Raw genomic sequence first — 19,810 nt, 5'->3', positions numbered from 1 at the left:
GAATACACTTAAGCCCCTGATTAAAGGGGCTTTTTTATTTTTAAATAATGCACTTTTATATGCATTAGCGGACTGGTGGCGTGATTTTTAATGAATTGATCACAATCATTATAAATTTTATCCAATCAGTCATTATTATTGTTCATGCCTTGTCGCTCGGGCTTCTTATCTTTCAGGTTCAGGAGGCGCCATGTCAGTAGGAACAATTTGTAATCGTGAAGTGGTCATTGCCGAAAAAGAATCCTCTGTCTCAGAAGCCGCAAAGCTTATGCGCGAGTATCATGTCGGTAATGTGATCGTGACTGAAAATCGTAATGGCTTGAATTATCCGGTAGGTATGGTAACCGACAGGGATATCGTGATTAAACTGATCGCCAAGGATATCGACATCGATGCCGTTAACGTCGGCATTATCATGGCCGAGGATCTGGTCGTGGCAAGGGAAGACGATGATCTGATCGATACTGTCAAGAAAATGTGCGGCAAGGGCGTTCGGCGCTTGCCGGTCATCGATGCGTCCGGCGCGTTAATCGGCATTCTGGCGATGGACGATCTGGTAGATCTGTTTGCAGAGCAATTAAGGGATCTGGCCGGCTTGATCAGAAAAGAACTGCTCTACGAAAAAAATCTCAGGCCATGATTGTTATTCCTGTTTCAGGCGTTTTCGCAGCCAGTCATCAATAAGGCCAAGGATCTGCTCGCGTAACGGAGAGGCTGAAAAAAGCTGTTCATGATGGCTGATGCCGGCGAGTAAAACGAGCCGGTTATGCGGGTGATGTTGACGGGTTGCGGTGGCAAAATCAATGCTGCCCCAGGCCGGGGTAATGGGGTCGTTTTCGGAATAAATGAGTAGATAAGGACTGTCGAAATGATTCATTTGGCGACGGAACCGGATGATTTCCTTTTCAACCGCCAGCACATAGCGTAGGACAGTCTGTCTTATCATGTACTTATCCTCGCTCAGCCGGCGTTTTTCTTCCTCGGAGTCGGTCAGGTATTCACTCACCCAATCCGGTGCAGTCGGCGAAAACAAATTGCGCATGCCAGGCAGCGACAGCAATTCAATCATGGCGTCTTGCAGCGGCACGCTGATCAGGGCCAGCAGTTGATTGAAGAGCATGACCGGGAAGGGTTCGTCCTGCGGATTGAGAAAATGTTCATGGGTATGAAAACTGAAACGGACTAGCGGATTTTGAAACCAGCCTCGCCAGCCCGGCACTTCCGTGACTGAAAAGGCCGGGGCGCTGAACACGATGCCTTTTATTCGGGTGGTGATGGCCTTATTTTCAGCCTGCAGCAGATAAGAGGCGGTAATCAGCGAGCCCAAACTGTGGGACAGGATGAATATGGGCAGCGGTTTATCGCCAGGGATGGTGTGTATGCCGCTAGCCAGCCGGGAGCTGGCGCGGCGATCGCCAGGGATGGTGTGTATGCCGCTAGCCAGCCGGGAGCTGGCGCGGCGATCGCCAGGGATGGTGTGTGTGCCTTCAGTCTGTGGGGAACTGGCGCGGAGATGGCAATGATCGGACAGGTAATGCAGGGCCGAAGCGAGATCGTCGCGCATCGACTGCAGGTCCCGGAATTGAGCTTGTTCAAGATAAGCATGACTGGCATCATAGGCCGCCGCGCCGGCGGCGATGCTTTCATGGGCTTTCGACAATACCGGGTTGCTCAGGCCGTGCGCCGTCAGGTCCATGCCCAGAACGATGAAGCGGTCGGCGAAGTATTCGGCCACATGACCATAGCGGCCGACATATTCGTTCATGCCGTGCACAATCAACAGGCAGCCTTGAATCGCGTCCGGCGACGCCGGCCTCAGGAGCTGCATGCTTCGCCGGGCGTCATTTTCCGCTGTCTTTAGATAGGTCGGTTCGCCCCATAAAGGATAGGGCGCCGTCACCGTTTGCTGGCGCGAGCAGGCGCTGCAAAACAGCAGACATGCGGTGAAACAGACGGCGGCCGGCTTAGTCATGAACGGGCAGCGAGGATTGATAAAGCCGGCACAGGGAGCCTCGAATGCCGGGTTTACCAATCCTGCCTGCAGTTTTAATCAGTCTGAGAATAGGTCTGTACATGGGGCTTACTGGCGCTGATAAGTGCCGATCAATTCGGTCTGATCGATTATGTGGCCTTCCATCGCCTTCTCGAGCTGGGCTTTATCAGGCCAATGCAAATCCGGCAGTTCTATGTCCAGGGCGTAGAGCTTGTGAAAATAACGGTGCCGGCCTTTGGGCGGACAGGGGCCGCCGTAACCGGTGCGTTTCCAGTCGTTCTTGCCTTGCAGCGTATCCGGCGGCAAATCACTCGGCGTTATGCCTTGCGGCAAGCCGGCCGCCGCCGGCGGGATGTTGTAAAGCACCCAGTGCACCCAAGTCATTTTGGGCGCGGCCGGATCGGGCGCATCCGGGTCATCGACGATCAATACCAGCGATTTGGCGTCTTGTGGAATATCCGACCAGGTCAACGCCGGCGAAACATCCTCGCCGTCGCACGTATACTGCTTGGGAATTTCGCCCTGGTGGGCAAAGTCGGGAGACTTCAAGGTCATGGTCATGGATTTTTCTCCTTCAACCGGGAAAGCCGGGATGGTATAAAAGCAGAAAATTAAACAAATCGAATAGACGGCTCTATTGATTGCCTTCATGGGTCACCTCGTTTTCTGTCAATGGCATAGTATCGGCGTGGCTGTTTAAATGCCGCAATGAGGCGAATCAATAATGCCGCCATTTCAATACGCCGCAACTCTTGGGAAGATACGATACTCTTAACGTTATTCGACATTTTTTATTGCACTGATAAAACAGCCGAGGTATCGCATGAACAATGCATCAACCAAGAATAGCAATAGGCCGGCCGGCGCAGGTGATGCCGTTTATCCGCCGCTGATTCAGGCATTGCACAGAGCCAATGCATATCCGCATGCCATCGAACCGATCCGGCTGGTTGAAACCCATATTTCCTGGCTGCTGCTGACAGGAGAATATGTATACAAAATCAAAAAACCGGTTGATTTCGGTTTTCTGGATTTCTCAACGCTGGAGCGGCGGCGGTTTTTCTGCGAAGAGGAGTTGAGGCTTAACCGGCGCCTCGCGCCTGAGTTGTATCTCGATGTCGTGCCGATTACGGGAACGTCTGAGCATCCGCAAATAGCCGGTACGGGGCCGGCTATCGAATATGCGGTCAAGATGGTGCAGTTCCCCGCCGGGCAATTGCTGAGTGAGCGTGCCGAACGCGGCCAGCTGGAGACGGGAGAGATCGATCAAATAACCCGGCTGATCGCGGCATTTCATGAAACCATTGAACGGACCGGGGAGGAGTCCATTTATGGTAATAGTGATGTCATCCAGCAATGGTTTATGGAAAATATCGATACGGTCAAGCCGCTGCTGGCCGATGCTTCGCAATTGCGGCAGCTTGAGTCCATTCAGGCATGGGGGGATGCGCAATGGCGCAGCAAGATCGCGCTGATGCAGCAACGCAAGCGGCAGGGCTATGTGCGTGAATGTCACGGTGATCTGCATCTGAATAACATTACCTTGATTAACGGCAAGGTCACGCTGTTCGATTGTATCGAATTCAATCCGACGCTGCGCTGGATCGATGTCGTTAGCGAGATAGCCTTCCTGTTTATCGATCTGCTGCACGTGGGTTATGAGCGTTTGGCCAATCGTTTTCTCAATCAATATCTGCATTACACGGGCGATTACGGCGGTTTGGCTTTGCTGCGTTATTACCTGGTCTATCGTGCCATGGTGCGCGCTAAAGTGACACTGCTGCGCATGGCCCAGCAGCAGAATAATGAGGCCGTTTGTGCCCGCGCACGCGCCGACTATGCGGTCTATGCGCATCTGGCCGAACGCTTTACTAAGGATGGCTGGCCCGCGTTGATCATCACTCATGGTTATTCGGGATCCGGCAAGTCCACGCTGGTCAGCCAGTTGGCAGAACGGCTGGGCGTGATACAGATTCGTTCCGATGTCGAACGTAAAAGATTGTTCGGCTACCGGATGCTGGAGGCGACTCGTAGCGGCGTTGATCAAGGGCTTTATACGCAAGAGGCGGGGCGTCAGACCTTCCAGCGCCTGGCCGGGCTGGCCAGGTCCGTGATTGAGGCGGGCTTTACGGCGGTTGTCGACGCGACCTTCATTGCCGCCGCACTGCGTGAGCAATTCCGAGCGCTGGCAAACGACTGCGGCGTGCCCTTTCTGATCATCGATTTTCAGGCATCCGAGCAGGAGTTATACAGGCGCATAGAACAGCGGCGGCAATTGAAGAATGACGCTTCCGAAGCGACTATAGAGGTATTGAAACAGCAGCTTGCCTCGGCGCAGCCGCTGTCCGCGGATGAACTGGCCTTTACGATAAGTGTGAATACCGAGAGCGATAACACCCTAGATCAGTTGCTCCATGATGTAAATAAATTTTTATTGCATTAAGGATTTGGTCGTCAATAATTTCCCTGTTTAGACATAGGATGCGCCGACGACAGGAGGCGCATCGTTCGCGAGCGATGTATTTCACTGCGCGCCGCCTGGAGCGCCTGCTTTTGGTCAGCGCATCCTATGCAAGATTCCAGTTTCAGGAAGTCATTTTTAGCCAGATCCTAATAACAGCAAAAGGCACCACAGATCGAGTGATTATCCTGTCTGATTTCCTTATCAGTGCCTTATTATTAAAATCATCATAGGTCTATTGGTTTATTGGATGTAAAATGGTTTTGATAATTATTATAAAAATGCTCTGTTATTCATGACACCCCAATCCTCATTAATAAGTTCAAATTTCTTTAGAGACTGTTTTAAGCGTTTTTTGCCCAATTCCCAAGCTGTCGCGCTGGCAGTTATTTTGATCGTCAGTTTTGTGCTGATTTTTTCATTGTCCGGTTTATTGATGCCGGTCTTCTCATCCATTGTTTTGGCTTATTTACTGGAAGGACTGGTGGGCAAGGCTGAAAGCATGCGTCTGCCGAGATTGCCGGCGGTTTATCTGGTGTTTTCCGGCTTTATGGCATGTCTGGGATTTTTACTGTTTTATCTCATGCCGATTGTGTCGCAGCAAGCCGTAGAGCTTGTCCAACACATCCCGCTGATCATCAATCAAGTGCAGAACGGCATCATGCGTTTGCCGGAAATGTATCCGCAATTTATTTCGGAAAGCAAAATCAGGGAGATGATGTTTGCCGTTCAGCGAGAATTATTAACGTATGGCCAGAATATGCTGTCGGTTTCGGCGGCATCCGTGATGAGCCTGGTCAGTGCCATGGTTTATCTGTTTCTGGTGCCGTTAATGATATTTTTCTTTTTGAAGGATAAAGAAATACTGGTGGACTGGCTGTTGCAGTTCATGCCCCGGGATCGGCATTTAACCGTGCGAGTCTGGAAGGAAGTCGATGTGCAGATAGGCAATTATGTACGGGGAAAATTTGCCGAAGTTTTTATTCTATGGTCGGCCAGCTATGTAACGTTTTCTACGATGGGCCTGAATTATGCGATGCTGCTGGCTGTCCTGATGGGCTTGTCGGTTATTATTCCGTATGTGGGCGCCACATTAGTGACTTTTCCGGTTCTGGGCGTGGCTTATTTTCAATGGGGGCTGGCCGGCGATGACTTTATGTATGTCGTGATCGCCTATTCGATCATCCAGGCATTGGACGGCGTGGTGCTGGTGCCGGTGCTGTTTTCCGAAGCGGTCAATTTACATCCGATAGCGATTATTGTGGCTATTCTGTTATTTGGCGGCCTGTGGGGTTTTTGGGGCGTGTTTTTCGCAATTCCGCTGGCGACAGTGGTTAAAGCCGTGCTGACGGCCTGGCCGCGGATCGAGGATAACCCTGATCACATGATTTATTAGATTTCAGCACCAGGGCGAAAGCGGTCGACCTTCGCCCTGGTCTTTGGACTCCTTACAGAATATCCGACGCGTAATCGGCCAGGCGCGAGCGCTCGCCCCGACGCAGGGTGATGTGCGCGCCATGCGGCCAGGTTTTGAAGCGATCGACTACATAAGTTAAACCGGAAGTAGTCGCGGTTAAATAGGGCGTGTCTATCTGTCCCAAGTTGCCGATGCAGATGATTTTTGTGCCGGGCCCCGCGCGCGTTATCAGGGTTTTCATTTGCTTGGAGGTCAGGTTCTGCGCCTCGTCAATAATCAAAAACCGGTTAAGGAAGGTCCGGCCGCGCATAAAGTTGAGCGACCTGATCTTGACCCGGTTCATGATCATGTTCGTGGATGCGCCTTGTTCCCAGTCAGTTTGTCCGGAACGGCTGCCGAGCAGTTCAAGGTTATCGATTAACGCCCCCATCCACGGCGCCATTTTTTCTTCTTCAGTACCGGGCAGAAAACCGATATCTTCGCCAACCGGAATGGTTTCGCGCGTCATGACGATTTCCTGATAAGTTTTATTTTCTATGGTCATGACAAGGCCAGCGGCCAGGGCCAGTAAGGTCTTGCCCGTGCCTGCCGTGCCCAGCAAGGTGACGAAATCTATTTCCGGATCCAGCAGTACGTTAAAGGCGAAGTTCTGTTCGCGGTTTCTGGCCGTAATGCCCCAGACATTATTGTGTTTGGAACGATAATCCCTCGCCAACTCCAATATGGCCACCTGTCCCTCGACAGACCTTACGATGGCTTCGAAATTGGATTCGTCCTCTATATATAAGTACTGGTTGGGATACCATTCGGCAACCAGCGGATCTTCCAGTTTGTAAAAAGTACGGTCTTTTTCCTGCCACGATTCCATTTTACTGCCGTGCTGTTCCCAGAAATCGCTGCCTAATGCCTTGGCGCCGCTGTATAACAGATCGATGTCTTCCAGCGTCTGGTCGTTATGGTAATCCTCGGCGGGCAATTGCAGCGTCGCCGCCTTGATGCGCATGTTGATGTCCTTGGACACCAGAATGACATTATTGTTGGGCAGTTCTTTGGTAAGGGCCAGGACAATGCTCAAGATAGAGTTGTCGGGGATATTGCCGGGCATGCTTTCCGGCAACAGTGCCGTCATGGCACTGGTTTGAAAATACAGTCGCCCCTGGCTTTCGACGCCCTCGGCCAAGCCGTGTTCTATGCGCGACAAGGGCAGGCCATCGTTAATGGTTTGCGTATCGGCATCACTTATCAATTCATCCAGAAACCGGCTGACTTGTCTGACATTACGGGCAACTTCGGTTAAACCTTTTTTAGAGTGATCCAGTTCTTCCAATACGATCATCGGGATAAAAATATCATGTTCCTGAAAACGGAAGATGGCGGTCGGATCGTGCATCAGTACATTGGTATCTAAAACAAATAGTTTTTTCTCCGGTGGAGTTTGAATATTCATGGCTGGTTTCCTGTGAGTTCCGCCAATGCTTGCAGAACTTCTTCTATATGTGTTTTAACTTTTACTTTGCGCCATTCGCGGACAAGTAATCCCTGTGGGTCGATGAGGAAAGTGCTGCGTTCGATGCCGCGAACCTCTTTGCCGTACATCTTTTTCATTTTTATGACATCAAATTGTCGGCATAGTGCTTCATCCTGATCCGACAGCAGATCGAAAGGAAACGCCTGTTTACTCTTAAAGCCTTCATGAACGCGGACCGTATCGCGCGAGACGCCTAATACAATGGCATTGAAGCGGGTAAATTTATCGATATTGTCGCGGAAGCCGCAGCCTTCCTGTGTGCAGCCGGGGGTATTGTCTTTGGGGTAAAAATACAGAACAATGTATTTACCCGGGTAATCCGATAATTTGACGGACTTGTCGCCGGTGGAAAGGGCCTCAAAATCAGGCACAGGAATGCCTATGCTGGGTGGAGTCATGACTAGACCTATCGTTTTATGGGTTCAAGGATTGAATCGATATTCAATTGATCGCAGAAATCCAGGAATTCCTCGCGCAGTGACAGCAGGTGCAGATGCGGCGGGATTAATATGACAAACTTGGTTGAGAAGACGGAGGTTTGAATGTAGGGCGCCTGATAACAGCTGCCGGATATTTCCTCAATGCCGATGTCGCGGTCAAACAGGAAAGTCGCGATTGATTCCATCACATTATCGCGATCCAACGATATCGTTTCTAAAGAATAAGGCACATAATCACAGCCCTTGTCTTTGTGTTCGATGCGTAGTTTATGAATATTAATCTCTAGCCGTTTCTGGATGACATCCAAAGTGCTTTCGAGTTTGGCAATATGATTCCAGTTTCCTTGAATAAGCAGATAAGCGGCTGTAGCCTGAGCCAGGCGGGATGACCTTATTTCGAGGATGTTGCATTTACAGTCGCGTACGGCGGGTAATATTTCTGCAATAAAATTAATCTGGTTGTCGCCTAAAACGGTGATAGCTAGTTGCATATTATTCTTAATCAAAGTTTTTATTTGAAAGTTTAACATCAAATGAGCGAAACTTTGCGAACATTAAGTTTTATTGGCCCTAAAATAAAGTAATTTTTTTCAAGTCGGCAAATACCGGCATTAATTTCAATTTTATGGTGATGTTACTCCTCATTATAAGGATTCAAATATGACAGATTCAGCAAATAATAACCCCAAAAACAGGCCTCATAGCTTCAATGAGGATTTGGATGCCATGCTGGATAAAGCAAAGTCATCCCTGGCTTCATCAGATAACCGGGAAGATGATGAGGATGCTATTGACGGATTGCTCATGGCTGATGGGCTTGATGCCGCGGAGGCGCAACAGGCTGACAGCAGTAAAGATCTCAGCGATAACGATAACGATTTGTCGGATGAGTTTGACGATTTTAGCGATGACTTCGCGGAATTAATACTCGTTCAGGACGAGGAAGAAGAAAAATTCGACCCATTTGCCCATGTCGTCATTGACGATGAAGCAAGCGCTTCAACTGATGATGAAATGCCCAGTGGCATTGAGGGTTTTTTTGAATTCGATGATTTTGATGGGCAGGCGCCTGATGTTGAACCAGACAAGCCGATAGCTCAAGCTAGGCATCAGGAAGCGGTACTGGATGAAGGCTATCAGGACGATGACTTTCCTTTACCGGAGCGGGCGTCTGATAAAGGAACATTTTTGAATCTAAATAACGAGCCGGAAAATCAAGACACTCATGCCGCGTTCCAGGAGACAAAAAGGCCTGAAAAAAAGCCGGGCATGGAACTGCCGCCGATATCCATGCCGAATATGGAAGACGTGATGGCTGGAATAAAGCCGAGGCGCGGTGCGGATATACCCTTTATGTCTGATAGCGCCGACACGGCGGTACCGGGGCGATTCAATCCTGATCAGGAATCCATTAACCGGCTTCAGAAAGCGTTGAGAACCGAATTTGAAAGTAAAACTAAAAAAATAAGGCTGTTCGCTTATGTTGCCATGGGGGTGAGCTGCGTTACATTGGTTTCCGCGCTTGGATTCGGTTTAATGGCCTACAGTGCGAAAAAGGAAGCTTTAAGGCTGAGCGAACTGGTTGCCACGCTTGAAAAAGCGGAGGGGCGGGCTGCTCTGCAAGGTTCAGATCAGGAACTGGATGATATCAAATCGGCCATAGAGCAGTTGAACCAGAGAGTCGATGGCATTATGGAGCAGTTATCAAACAAGGTTCCATTATCAACGGAAGCAGAGACAAACGAACCGACAGAGGAACTGGCGGCAGCAGAAACGGAACAAGATATGCTGAGAGACTTGCAGGCCAGACTGAATGCATTGGAAAGAAAAGCGCTGGCGGTACAGGCAATAAAACCGGGAGACGCAAAGGCGGAAGTTATAAAACCGATAACTGTCTCCGTAAAAGAAAGCAATGCCAAGAGTTCTAAAAGCACCTCCGGAAAAGTCAACACAACAGCCGGTTGGTCGGTCAATCTGGTTGCCTACAGGCAGCAATGGTACGCTAAAAGCAAAGCGGCTGAATTCGGACGAAAAGGCATCCCTGTTGAGGTGGTCAATGTCAAAGTGGACAACACTATCTGGTATCGGCTGCGGGTAGGCGGGTTTAAAAATAGAGAAGAAGCCACTTTATATGCAACGAAAGTCAAGAAAACCCTTAATTTAAGCTCGGTCTGGGTAGGCAATGCCCAGGGTTAAGGACCGGATATTGATCAGATAAGGCATGAGCAGGCAAAAACTCGTTGTCGCGGTTTCATCCAGAGCCTTGTTCAATCTGGACGATTCCCATGCGATATTCCAAACCCAGGGCAAAGAAGCTTTCTGCCGTTATCAAATTGAGCATGAAGATGAAGTGCTGGCTCCCGGTTACGGATTTTCCCTGGTACAGAAATTCCTGGCGATCAACGAGCGTTGTGTGGATGAGCCGCTCGTTGAAATTGTCCTGGTATCGCAAAATAGCGCCGATACAGGGCTGAGAGTCTTCAATTCAATTATTCATTACGGTTTGGATATTACCCGTGCCGCATTTACCAGTGGCATGTCTCCTTACAATTATATTTCGGCATTCGGCGCGCAATTATTTTTGTCGGCCAATGCCGATGATGTCACCCAGGCGCTGGATGCCGGTTTTGCCGCCGCGACTATACTTTGCGGTTCCTCATTGACTAACCCGTCCAGCCAGTTGCGCATCGCGTTTGATGGCGATTCCGTGTTGTTTTCGAATGAATCGGAGCGTATCTATCAACAGCAGGGGCTGCAAGTATTTGCCGAGAATGAGCGTAATGAGGCCAAAACGCCTTTGCCGGGCGGCCCTTTTAAAGACTTCCTGGCCGCGCTGCATTATATTCAGACGCAGTTCGATCCGCAGTCGTCACCGATCAGGACGGCTTTGGTGACCGCGCGTTCTGCACCCGCTCATGAACGCGTGGTCAGAACCTTAAGGGCTTGGGGCGTGCGTATCGATGAGGCGCTGTTTTTGGGCGGCATGGCCAAAGGACCTTTCCTGAAAGCTTTTGGCGCCGATATTTTCTTCGATGATCAGAAAAAACATTGTGAATCCGCGGCCCAGCATGTGGCCGCGGCGCATGTGCCTCACGGCATTGCCAATCAAGTAATCGCGGATTAGTGCCGGCCTGGGAGACTGCAATATAAACCGGATGGTCAGCGATAGCCGCTGGCGTCATTCAGCACGTACTGTTTGGAGGCCATGCCGGCCACTTCCTTAACCAGTTTCGGTACAAGATAGCCGGGCAGGATCGCCTGGACCTGCCGCATTAGCGTTAACGCTTCCTGTTCGCAGACTTCAAAATGGCCCGTTCCGATCGCCTGGTCGAGCAAATGCAGATAATAAGGAATGATGCCATGGCTGAATAAGCGCTCGCTCAGCTCGCATAGCTGTTCCGCCGTATCATTGACGCCTCTTAACAGTACCGATTGGTTGAACAGTGTGATGCCGTTATTTTTGAGCGCCGCACAGGCGGAAATCACGCGCTCATTGATTTCATTGGCATGATTGCAATGTATGACCAGGATGATTTGGGCAGGACTTTGTCTCAGAGTGTCAATTAATGCTTCGGTTACTCGGGCGGGTAGCACGACGGGCAGCCGGCTATGTATCCGGATGCGTTTTAAATGCTTGATACGGCCCAGTTGCTGAATAAGTCTGGATAATCGGGCGTCGTTGAGCACTAGCGGATCACCGCCGCTTAAAATCGCTTCCGAAATGCCGGGGTTCTGTTCTATATACCGGATTGCGGCGTCTTCCTTTTGTTTGCTCAGTTGCAGGTCGGCATAAGGAAAGTTCCTGCGGAAGCAATACCGGCAATTGATGGCACAGCTGCCGGTATTGATGAACAAGACACGGCTTTGGTATTTGTGCAGTACGCCGAATTCGGTCGCGGCCTGAAGATCGCCGACCGGATCGGCGCTGAAACCCGGGTGGGCAAGCAGTTCATCGTTGACCGGCAATACCTGTCTGAGCAAGGGGTCATGCGGATTGCCTTTTTCCATGCTTGCAGCAAAACTGAGCGGAACGCGCAAGGGAAAGCGTCTGCCGGCCGCTGCCGAAACCGGCAGGATATCCTGTGGCAAGTGTAAATAATGACATAAATCTTCAATATTATTAAAGGCTTCGGCAAGCTGCTGTTGCCAGCTTGAATTAAAGTGTTCTGTTTCGCTTTGTTGCTCTGACATGAAATGGCTTATTTTAAAGTTTCTATCGGTAGTGGCCATCTATTATAATGGTTAAGTTTTAATTATTGTTTGTAGTCTCGAGGATAAAATGGCTAGTTATAGTACTAATGAATTTAAAGCCGGGTTGAAAGTCATGTTGGATAATGACCCCTGTGCAATTATTGAAAATGAATTTGTCAAGCCGGGAAAGGGACAAGCCTTTAATCGGGTAAAAATCAGAAACCTCAAAACTGGCCGTGTGATCGAAAGAACATTTAAATCAGGCGAGTCTTTAGAAGGGGCCGACGTTGTCGATGTGGAAATGCAATACCTGTATAACGACGGCGAATTCTGGCATTTTATGGTGCCGGATACGTTTGAGCAGTATCAGGCCGATGGAAAAGCGGTAGGCGAAGCTAAAAATTGGCTGAAAGACCAGGATTTTTGTACCGTAACGTTATGGAATGACGCGCCGCTTTCCGTCGCCCCGCCCAACTTCGTCGAATTGGCCATTACCGAAACCGATCCTGGCGTGCGCGGCGATACTTCAGGCGGCGGCGGCAAGCCGGCTACGCTGGAAACTGGCGCGGTAGTCAGAGTGCCTTTGTTTGTCCAAATCGGTGAGGTTGTCAGGGTGGATACGCGTACCGGTGAATATGTCTCGCGCGCTAAAGACTAGTGCTGAGTGATTGGCGGCCGACATGTCCCGTAGAGCATTTGCGTCTGAGAGCGCAAATGCTCGCTGCAATACGTGGCTTTTTTGAAGAAAGATCCGTGCTTGAGGTGGAAACGCCTTTATTAAGTCATGGCATCGGAACAGACCCGCAGTTAGAGTTTTTCACCACAGAATATTGTTTATCGCCCCGGAAGCAAACACTGTTTTTGCAAACATCGCCTGAGTTTGCCATGAAGCGGCTGCTCGCAGCCGGCAGCGGTTCTATTTATCAAATAACCAAAGCCTTCAGAAACGGTGAGTCAGGACGCTTCCATAATCCAGAATTCACATTGCTTGAATGGTATCGGGTTGGCTTTAAGTTGCCGGATTTGATGAATGACTGCGCCGACTTGATAACTCTGTTATTTGCTAACCGCAGACCGCTGCGGGCAACGCAGCGATTCAGCTATGAGGAAATATTTCACCGCTATACCGAACTGAATCCGCTTGAGTTTTCTTATCGGCGGTATTGTGCCTATGCACTGGCTAATCAATTACCTGAAGCCGTCAGCATTTGCGGGCACGATCATGCGCTATGGCTGGATTTTATTTTCAGCCATAAAGTCCAGACGCATTTGGGCCAAAATGCTTTATGCATGGTATACGGCTATCCCGCCTGCCAATCATCATTAGCGAGAATCAATGCGCAAAATCCACTGATCGTCGATCGGGTCGAGCTGTTTATCAATGGTGTTGAACTGGGCAATGGCTATTTTGAATTGACCGATGCCGAAGAGCAGGGCAGGCGTTTCGATAAGGAACTGGATATCAGGCGGCAAAAAAGCCTGCCTGCTTCAGTCAAGGATGGCCGTTTTGTTGCTGCGTTGCAGGCCGGCTTGCCGGAATGCTCGGGCATGGCCATCGGTCTGGATCGTTTGCTAATGCTATTGTCGGACAGCGCGTCGATTAATGATGTACTGGGTTTTCCTATTGATAGGGCTTAACTCGTTTAAAATCTTTACTGTGCTATAATCCTGCGAGTTTTTATACCTGACAATATGTTTTTCATTAGATGTTTACATGAGATCAAATACTTTTTCGCGCTTGCTGTTGCTATTACTACTCGTTTCCCAAGCGGTTAAAGGTGACGAAGAATTTGTTGTTGAGAATATTCAGGTTAAAGGACTTCAGCGTATCTCTGTCGGGACGGTTTATAACTATCTGCCTATTAATGTAGGTGAAAGATTTTCTCTGGACAATGCCGGAGCGGCAATCAGGGCATTGTTCAAAACCGGCTTCTTTAAAGACGTCTCTCTGGAAAGAGAAGGTTCCACGCTGATTGTTAATGTCGTGGAACGCCCATCAATAGCAAAAATCATTTTTGAAGGCAATAAGGACCTCAGCAAGGATGATTTGACCAAAGCCTTAAAGCAGATCGGTTTGGCCGAAGGCAAGGTATTCGACCGGCAGGTGCTCGATAAGGTTGAGCAGGAGTTGAGTCGCCAATATTTCAGTCACGGCAAGTACGGTTTAAAGATCGATACGGAAGTCTCCAACCTGACTCGGAACCGGGTCGGTATTCATATTAAAATCTCCGAGGGACGGGTCGCTAAAATCAAGCAAATCAATATCGTCGGCAATACCGTCTTCGACGACAAAACGCTATTGAGCAAATTCGAATTAAGCACTTCGAACCTTCTATCCTTCTATACTAAAAACGATCAGTATTCCAAGCAGAAATTATCGGCGGATTTGGAAAAATTACGATCTTATTATCTTGATCGCGGCTATATCAATTTTTCGGTGGAGTCCACCCAGGTTGCAATCACGCCGGATAAAAAAGACATCTATGTCACCATCAATGTCAAGGAAGGCGATGTGTATACGCTTGAAAAAGTAAAGTTGGCCGGCAATCTGGTCGTCAACCCGGAAGAGCTTATAAAACTCGTCAAAGTCGGACCCAAGGAAATCTTTTCCAGAAAAAATGCCACGGAGACTTCGAAAGCGATATCCGACCGCTTGGGCGATGAAGGCTATGCGTTCGCAAACGTCAACATGGTGCCGGAAATCAAAGAAGATACTAAAACAGTTGATATGACTTTTTTTGTCGATCCGGGTAAACGCGTTTATGTAAGACGTATCAACATGAGCGGTAATGTTAAAACACGTGATGAAGTATTGCGTCGGGAAATGCGCCAGATGGAATCGAGTTGGGCATCAAGTTCAAAAATTGAGCGATCGAAAACGCGTCTGGAACGATTGGGCTATTTTGAAGAGGTCAATGTTGAAACGCCGCCGGTCCCCGGGACTTCGGATCAGATTGACGTGAATTATTCAGTCGTGGAGAAAGCCTCCGGCAACTTGATGGCCGGGATTGGCTTTTCTCAAACGCAGGGGATCGTCCTGAATGCCAATATTTCTCAGGACAATGTTTTTGGTTCCGGCAAGCGCGTGAACCTGACCTTTAACAACAGTGATTATTTCACGCAATACCAGTTCGGCTTTTTTAATCCTTATTTTACATTGGACGGCGTGAGTTTCGGCTACGACCTCGGCTATACAACGCGAGATGCTACGCAAGTCAACCTCGCCAACTACACTACTGATGTTATCAGTACCGGCGTGAACTTCGGTATCCCATTGAATGAATATGACCGGTTGCAGTTTAATACCGACCTAAAGCATACCAAATTAAAAACGACCGACTTTACATCCACTAAAATACGGGATTTCATGAATAAAGAAGGTGATAAGTATCTGACTTTGGCGCCATCGCTGGGATGGACGCACGATACTTTGAATCGGGCGATATTTCCTGACAGAGGCGGACAGCAACGATTTTCTACTTTGGTGACAGTGCCCGGAAGCGATCTCCAGTATTACAAGGTCAGTTATAAACAACAGCAGTATTTCCCCTTGGCCAAGGATTTTACCCTGCGTTTGCATGGAGAGATAGCCTATGGCGACGGTTATGGAAAGACGGATGACCTGCCTTTCTTTGAGAACTATTTTGCCGGTGGTTGGGGATCTGTGCGCGGTTACGATACCAATACATTGGGTCCACGCGATTCGCTAGCCCGTCCTTTTGGTGGCTCAAGTAAGATAATCGGCAATGCCGAGTTGTTTTTCCCCGTACCTTTTATGCCGGAGACTAAATCAATCCGGTTGGGGACTTTTTTTGATGCCGGAACGGTTAGCGACGGTTTTAAAGTTGATAACTTAAGATATTCGGCCGGACTGTCAGGTGAATGGCTGTCACCGTTTGGCGCTTTGTCGGTCAGTATTGCAGTGCCTTTAAATTCGGGTAGGAATGAGTACATTGATAATAATAATGTCACTCAATCCATAGAAGATGACAAAAAATATTTCCAATTTAACTTCGGACAAAATTTTTAGAAGAAGTTTTTGGTTTAATAGGCTTATCCCCTATAATTTAACTAATATATCAACAATTTTTACCAACTATTTAATTTTAACTACAACCGGAGATAGGTTTAACAATGAAAACAAAAATTGCTTTATTTGTAGGACTATTGCTGACTGCGAATGTGAGCTTCGCCGATCTAAAGATCGGTTTTGTCAATATACCGGCTGTTCTTGAAAAAGCTCCACAAGCCGAAAAAGCTAAAAAACGTCTGGAACAGGAATTTTCACCTCGTGATAAGCAGCTGGTTGCCCAGCAAAAGGAAATTCAAAATCTGGAAGAAAAAATGGCCAGGGATGCTTCCGTCATGGGTGAGTCGGAAAGACGGAATCTGGAAAAAGACATTTTAAATAAGAAAAGAGACGCCAAGAGAGCTCAGCAGGAATTTAGCGAGGATTTCAATATCCGTCGCAATGATGAGTTAGGTAAACTGCAACGCCGCATTGTTGAAGCGATCCGTGAAATAGCCAAAGACCAAAATTTCGATTTATTACTGACGGATGGCGTTATCTATGCCAGTGAACAAATCGACGTCACCACTCAAGTTCAAGAAAAACTTTCAAGACTGCCAGATTAATCTGAATTTTCCATGCATATCATTATAACTCTTAAGTGAAGCACTCCCAGCCATGTCTGTTAAGTTAGATATTTTACAAATTCAAGAATTTTTACCTCACCGTTATCCATTTTTATTGGTTGACAAGGTTGTTGAGTGTGAACCTGGAGTAAGATTAGTTGGCGTTAAAAACGTTACTTATAACGAACCGTTCTTTCAAGGTCATTTTCCGCAAAAGCCTATTATGCCAGGCGTGCTGATTCTGGAAGCATTAGCGCAAGCTACGGGATTACTGGCCTCGGAAACCGCGCCCGATGTGCTGGGCAAGGGCATGATTTATTATTTGACCGGCATCGATAAGGCTAAATTTAAACGACCGGTTGTGCCTGGCGATCAATTGGTGCTGGAAGCAAAATTTATTAAAAGCAAACGTAATATCTGGGCTTTCGATTGCTGTGCCGAGGTTGAAGGCGAGTTTGTCGCGAGCGCTGAAATCAGATGTGCGGCAGTGGTGGAATAGCTTTGATCGATCCAACGGCCATTATTGATATTAAAGCCGATCTGGCGGGAGATGTCTCTGTAGGTCCTTTTTCTGTGATAGGGCCTGATGTCAAGATTGATTCCGGCACAGTTATCGGTCCACATGTGGTTATCAAGGGGCCCACGTCAATCGGTAAGCAGAATCGCATCTATCAGTTCACATCGATAGGCGAGGATCCTCAGGACAAGAAGTATGCATCCGAGATAACCCGACTTGAGATTGGCGACAGGAATACCATTCGGGAGTTTACCTCCATGCACAGGGGCACCAAGCAGGATCACGGCGTGACTCAGATAGGGAATGACAACCTGTTCATGGCGTACACACATGTAGCCCATGATTGTATTATCGGCGACCATGTGATTATGGCTAACGGCGCCTCATTAGCCGGGCATGTGCATCTAAATAGCCATGCGATCCTGGGCGGATTCACATTAGTGCATCAGTTTACCCAGATAGGGCAATACAGTTTTGCTGCCATGGGCAGTGCCATCACGCAGGATATTCCGCCGTTTGTTATGGTCGGCGGAAAACCTACCCGTCCTCATGGCATTAATTCAGTCGGCATGGAGCGCAATGGTATTTCTCCAGAAGACATTCGATTAATCAGAAAAGCATATAAGATTATTTACAAAATGAATTTACGGCTGGAAGATGCGATTGAACAAATGGAAGATATGGCGGGGGACAGTAAACAGTTATCCGATATGGTCAGTTTTCTGCGCAATGTGACCCGGGGTATTTTGCGCTGATTGCATGAACAGGCGAAGCAAAAAACAGGTTCAATTATAAATTCTTTTAACTTAATTGATCGCCAATTGTATGGATGACCACTATTCAATAAAACACGCTCAAAAGATCAATATCGCAGGCGTTGATGAGGCTGGTCGAGGGCCGCTGGCAGGCCCTGTTGTTGCTGCTGCTGTCATTTTGGACCCTTTATGTCCGATTGATGGACTGGCCGATTCTAAAAAACTGAGTGAGAGCAAGCGGAACAATCTGTGCAAGATCATTAAGGAAGTCGCTTTGGGTTGGGCAGTGGCGGAAGCCAGTGTCGAAGAGATCGATGAACTGAATATTCTTCAGGCTACGTTGCTGGCCATGCAACGCGCCATAAATGGACTGCCTGTGCGGCCGGACGAGGTTCTGATAGATGGCAATCAACTCCCTGTTTTACCCATGCCTGCTCAGGCCATAGTCAAAGGCGACTGCAAAATAAAGGCCATCAGTGCCGCTTCTATTTTGGCGAAAGTCGAGCGGGATAAAATCATGTGTGATTATCACAAAAGATATCCTGATTTTTCGTTTCATCTGCACAAAGCCTACGGTACTAAACAACACTTGGCCGAGATAGAGCAATTCGGCTATCTGGACGGCGTGCATAGAACGTCGTTCAATCCGGTAAGAAGCATGATACTCAGACAACGGATAAAATAGATCAGTTGTACGGTTAAACCGCTTCCAGAGGTGCTTCATCCATGAGAGCTGTCTGCTCGCGCAATTCAATGATACGATCCTGCCAATAACGCGGCGAACTGAACCAGGGGAATGCCATAGGAAATGCCGGGTCATTCCAGCGTCGCGCAATCCAGGCGGAATAATGAATTAAACGTAATGTGCGTAACGCTTCCACCAAGTGTAATTCGGCAATGTTAAAGTCATAAAAAATTCTGTAACCGGTGAGCAGGTGTTTTAATTGCACGGTCATCTCGGCGCGATCTCCCGCCAATAGCATCCATAAATCCTGAATCGCCGGTCCCATCCTGCAATCGTCAAAATCAACAAAATGCGGGCCATCATCGGTCCATAAGATATTGCCGGGATAACAGTCGCCATGCAGCCGCAAGTAATTCACCTTGCCGGCACGTTCGAAACAGTATCTCACGCTATCCAGCGCATAGGCTGTAACACTGCTGTAAGCATCGATCAAATCTGTCGGGATAAAGTCGTTCGTCAACAGATAGGCTCTCGGTTCATCGCCAAAGCTGTTGATGTCCAGAGTAGGGCGCTCTTTAAAAGGTTTTAATGCGCCGATGGCATGTATACGGCCAATAAACCGCCCCATCCATTCAAGTTTTCCGGGATCTTCCAGTTCAGGAACCCGGCCGCCTTGCCGGGCAAAAACGGAAAAACGAAAGCCGTCTATCCGCTGTAATGTCTTATTGTCGTCAAATGCCATTGCCGGCACGACGGGGATTTCATTTTGAGCCAGTTCCTTTACGAAGCCATGTTCTTCAAGAATAGCGGCATCAGTCCATCGATCAGGCCTGTAAAATTTGCTGACAACGGCCGAACCTTCTTCCATGCCGACCTGATAGACGCGATTTTCATAACTGTTGAGCGGGAGCAGGCGGCCGTCGCTATGCAGACCAATGCGATCGAGTGCATTTAAAATAACATCGGGAGTTAGTGCCGAGAAGGGGGCAAGATTAGTATTCATAAGCTTATTGTAACTTGGAATGCCGTCCCTTGCTGTAAACCGATGCAATAACTACCGTGCATCCAGTGAGTATCCAGTATTCTATAGGGATAGTTGCTCGAAGGAAAATATCATTGCGATACATGTGCTCGGGAGAGATCCGTCATGCCTCCGATATTTTTCAAGAGACATGACAGTTATCTCGG

The 19,810-nt window shown here is 48.5% G+C and carries 19 protein-coding genes; 12 read left to right on the top strand and 7 right to left on the bottom strand.

All coding sequences use genetic code 11. From position 1 onward, the window contains the following. The first annotated feature begins 190 nt into the window (after positions 1-190). A complete protein-coding gene (locus METMA_RS0101910; RefSeq protein ID WP_027146967.1) occupies positions 191-640 on the top strand; it encodes a CBS domain-containing protein in 450 nt (149 codons plus the stop codon). A 3-nt stretch (positions 641-643) separates the two neighbouring features. Here the strand turns inward: METMA_RS0101910 and METMA_RS0101905 are convergent, their stop codons facing one another. Both METMA_RS0101905 and METMA_RS0101900 read right to left on the bottom strand, forming a co-directional pair. Further along, positions 644-1,972, bottom strand: a complete 1,329-nt coding sequence (locus METMA_RS0101905; RefSeq protein WP_020157371.1) for a serine aminopeptidase domain-containing protein — start codon at positions 1,970-1,972, stop codon at positions 644-646. Positions 1,973-2,080: 108 nt separating this feature from the next. Next, complete coding sequence (locus METMA_RS0101900; RefSeq protein ID WP_020157370.1) at positions 2,081-2,644, bottom strand: YbhB/YbcL family Raf kinase inhibitor-like protein; 564 nt, start codon at positions 2,642-2,644, stop codon at positions 2,081-2,083. Positions 2,645-2,816: 172 nt separating this feature from the next. Between METMA_RS0101900 and METMA_RS0101895 the strand changes: the two genes are divergently transcribed. Both METMA_RS0101895 and METMA_RS0101885 read left to right on the top strand, forming a co-directional pair. Then, positions 2,817-4,436: a bifunctional aminoglycoside phosphotransferase/ATP-binding protein gene (locus METMA_RS0101895; protein WP_020157369.1), complete on the top strand. Its 1,620-nt coding sequence runs from the start codon at positions 2,817-2,819 to the stop codon at positions 4,434-4,436. Between the two features lie 313 nt (positions 4,437-4,749). Continuing rightward, on the top strand, positions 4,750-5,850 hold the full coding sequence (locus METMA_RS0101885; RefSeq protein WP_051114321.1) for an AI-2E family transporter: 1,101 nt from the start codon (positions 4,750-4,752) through the stop codon (positions 5,848-5,850). A 52-nt stretch (positions 5,851-5,902) separates the two neighbouring features. Here METMA_RS0101885 and METMA_RS0101880 read toward each other — a convergent pair whose 3' ends face one another. Genes METMA_RS0101880 through METMA_RS0101870 form a run of 3 tightly spaced genes read right to left on the bottom strand, consistent with a single transcriptional unit; the run spans position 5,903 to position 8,369 of the window. Further along, the gene (locus METMA_RS0101880) at positions 5,903-7,318 is read right to left on the bottom strand and encodes a PhoH family protein (protein WP_020157365.1); all 1,416 of its coding nucleotides are present in this window, start codon (positions 7,316-7,318) and stop codon (positions 5,903-5,905) included. Continuing rightward, positions 7,315-7,797 (bottom strand): peroxiredoxin, encoded by a 483-nt coding sequence (locus tag METMA_RS0101875; RefSeq protein ID WP_027146965.1) that lies wholly within the window; start codon positions 7,795-7,797, stop codon positions 7,315-7,317. Before METMA_RS0101875 ends, METMA_RS0101880 begins: the two co-directional genes overlap by 4 nt. 8 nt (positions 7,798-7,805) lie before the next feature. After that, complete coding sequence (locus tag METMA_RS0101870) at positions 7,806-8,369, bottom strand: glycine cleavage system protein R (RefSeq protein WP_020157363.1); 564 nt, start codon at positions 8,367-8,369, stop codon at positions 7,806-7,808. A 196-nt stretch (positions 8,370-8,565) separates the two neighbouring features. Between METMA_RS0101870 and METMA_RS0101865 the strand changes: the two genes are divergently transcribed. After that, the gene (locus METMA_RS0101865) at positions 8,566-10,035 is read left to right on the top strand and encodes an SPOR domain-containing protein (protein WP_232216423.1); all 1,470 of its coding nucleotides are present in this window, start codon (positions 8,566-8,568) and stop codon (positions 10,033-10,035) included. Between the two features lie 25 nt (positions 10,036-10,060). Then, positions 10,061-10,963: a 5'-nucleotidase gene (locus METMA_RS0101860; protein ID WP_020157361.1), complete on the top strand. Its 903-nt coding sequence runs from the start codon at positions 10,061-10,063 to the stop codon at positions 10,961-10,963. 35 nt (positions 10,964-10,998) lie between these two features. Here the strand turns inward: METMA_RS0101860 and epmB are convergent, their stop codons facing one another. Next, a complete protein-coding gene (gene epmB / locus METMA_RS0101855; protein ID WP_020157360.1) occupies positions 10,999-12,030 on the bottom strand; it encodes an EF-P beta-lysylation protein EpmB in 1,032 nt (343 codons plus the stop codon). Between the two features lie 88 nt (positions 12,031-12,118). Here epmB and efp point away from each other — a divergent pair, with 88 nt between their 5' ends. The 7 genes from efp to rnhB all read left to right on the top strand — a co-directional run bounded on the left by efp (position 12,119) and on the right by rnhB (position 18,622). Continuing rightward, complete coding sequence (gene efp / locus METMA_RS0101850) at positions 12,119-12,688, top strand: elongation factor P (protein WP_020157359.1); 570 nt, start codon at positions 12,119-12,121, stop codon at positions 12,686-12,688. Then, positions 12,688-13,668 carry an EF-P lysine aminoacylase EpmA gene (gene epmA, locus METMA_RS0101845; RefSeq protein WP_027146963.1) on the top strand — a complete coding sequence of 327 codons (981 nt, stop codon included), beginning with the start codon at positions 12,688-12,690 and terminating at the stop codon, positions 13,666-13,668. Before efp ends, epmA begins: the two co-directional genes overlap by 1 nt. A 76-nt stretch (positions 13,669-13,744) precedes the next feature. Further along, positions 13,745-16,060, top strand: a complete 2,316-nt coding sequence (gene bamA / locus METMA_RS0101840; RefSeq protein WP_020157357.1) for an outer membrane protein assembly factor BamA — start codon at positions 13,745-13,747, stop codon at positions 16,058-16,060. A 104-nt stretch (positions 16,061-16,164) separates the two neighbouring features. Then, complete coding sequence (locus METMA_RS0101835; RefSeq protein WP_020157356.1) at positions 16,165-16,665, top strand: OmpH family outer membrane protein; 501 nt, start codon at positions 16,165-16,167, stop codon at positions 16,663-16,665. A 52-nt stretch (positions 16,666-16,717) separates the two neighbouring features. Further along, positions 16,718-17,164 carry a 3-hydroxyacyl-ACP dehydratase FabZ gene (gene fabZ / locus METMA_RS0101830; protein WP_027146962.1) on the top strand — a complete coding sequence of 149 codons (447 nt, stop codon included), beginning with the start codon at positions 16,718-16,720 and terminating at the stop codon, positions 17,162-17,164. Continuing rightward, entirely contained in the window at positions 17,143-17,937 is a 795-nt protein-coding gene (gene lpxA, locus METMA_RS0101825) for an acyl-ACP--UDP-N-acetylglucosamine O-acyltransferase (RefSeq protein WP_020157354.1), read from the top strand. The genes fabZ and lpxA overlap by 22 nt, the downstream gene beginning before the upstream one ends. A 70-nt stretch (positions 17,938-18,007) precedes the next feature. After that, positions 18,008-18,622 (top strand): ribonuclease HII, encoded by a 615-nt coding sequence (gene rnhB, locus METMA_RS0101820; RefSeq protein WP_027146960.1) that lies wholly within the window; start codon positions 18,008-18,010, stop codon positions 18,620-18,622. Between the two features lie 13 nt (positions 18,623-18,635). Here rnhB and METMA_RS0101815 read toward each other — a convergent pair whose 3' ends face one another. After that, on the bottom strand, positions 18,636-19,625 hold the full coding sequence (locus tag METMA_RS0101815) for a serine/threonine protein kinase (RefSeq protein WP_020157351.1): 990 nt from the start codon (positions 19,623-19,625) through the stop codon (positions 18,636-18,638). Between the last annotated feature and the right edge of the window lie 185 nt (positions 19,626-19,810).

This window comes from Methylobacter marinus A45 (assembly GCF_000383855.1).
In the GTDB taxonomy this organism is placed as follows: domain Bacteria; phylum Pseudomonadota; class Gammaproteobacteria; order Methylococcales; family Methylomonadaceae; genus Methylobacter; species Methylobacter marinus.
The sequence above is the reverse complement of the archived record's forward strand: the minus strand, read 5'-3'. Positions and strand labels throughout refer to the sequence as shown.

Bases quoted from the DNA above. Each gene is read 5' to 3' on its own strand.
- METMA_RS0101870 (WP_020157363.1), bottom strand. From the start codon at position 8,369: ATGTTAAACTTTCAAATAAAAACTTTGATTAAGAATAATATGCAACTA.
- METMA_RS0101815 (WP_020157351.1), bottom strand. From the start codon at position 19,625: ATGAATACTAATCTTGCCCCCTTCTCGGCACTAACTCCCGATGTTATT.
- METMA_RS0101885 (WP_051114321.1), top strand. From the start codon at position 4,750: ATGACACCCCAATCCTCATTAATAAGTTCAAATTTCTTTAGAGACTGT.
- METMA_RS0101875 (WP_027146965.1), bottom strand. From the start codon at position 7,797: ATGACTCCACCCAGCATAGGCATTCCTGTGCCTGATTTTGAGGCCCTT.
- METMA_RS0101900 (WP_020157370.1), bottom strand. From the start codon at position 2,644: ATGAAGGCAATCAATAGAGCCGTCTATTCGATTTGTTTAATTTTCTGC.
- METMA_RS0101895 (WP_020157369.1), top strand. From the start codon at position 2,817: ATGAACAATGCATCAACCAAGAATAGCAATAGGCCGGCCGGCGCAGGT.
- fabZ (WP_027146962.1), top strand. From the start codon at position 16,718: ATGTCTGTTAAGTTAGATATTTTACAAATTCAAGAATTTTTACCTCAC.
- rnhB (WP_027146960.1), top strand. From the start codon at position 18,008: ATGGATGACCACTATTCAATAAAACACGCTCAAAAGATCAATATCGCA.
- METMA_RS0101835 (WP_020157356.1), top strand. From the start codon at position 16,165: ATGAAAACAAAAATTGCTTTATTTGTAGGACTATTGCTGACTGCGAAT.
- epmB (WP_020157360.1), bottom strand. From the start codon at position 12,030: ATGTCAGAGCAACAAAGCGAAACAGAACACTTTAATTCAAGCTGGCAA.
- METMA_RS0101905 (WP_020157371.1), bottom strand. From the start codon at position 1,972: ATGACTAAGCCGGCCGCCGTCTGTTTCACCGCATGTCTGCTGTTTTGC.
- METMA_RS0101860 (WP_020157361.1), top strand. From the start codon at position 10,061: ATGAGCAGGCAAAAACTCGTTGTCGCGGTTTCATCCAGAGCCTTGTTC.
- lpxA (WP_020157354.1), top strand. From the start codon at position 17,143: ATGTGCGGCAGTGGTGGAATAGCTTTGATCGATCCAACGGCCATTATT.
- METMA_RS0101910 (WP_027146967.1), top strand. From the start codon at position 191: ATGTCAGTAGGAACAATTTGTAATCGTGAAGTGGTCATTGCCGAAAAA.
- efp (WP_020157359.1), top strand. From the start codon at position 12,119: ATGGCTAGTTATAGTACTAATGAATTTAAAGCCGGGTTGAAAGTCATG.
- METMA_RS0101880 (WP_020157365.1), bottom strand. From the start codon at position 7,318: ATGAATATTCAAACTCCACCGGAGAAAAAACTATTTGTTTTAGATACC.
- METMA_RS0101865 (WP_232216423.1), top strand. From the start codon at position 8,566: ATGCTGGATAAAGCAAAGTCATCCCTGGCTTCATCAGATAACCGGGAA.
- bamA (WP_020157357.1), top strand. From the start codon at position 13,745: ATGAGATCAAATACTTTTTCGCGCTTGCTGTTGCTATTACTACTCGTT.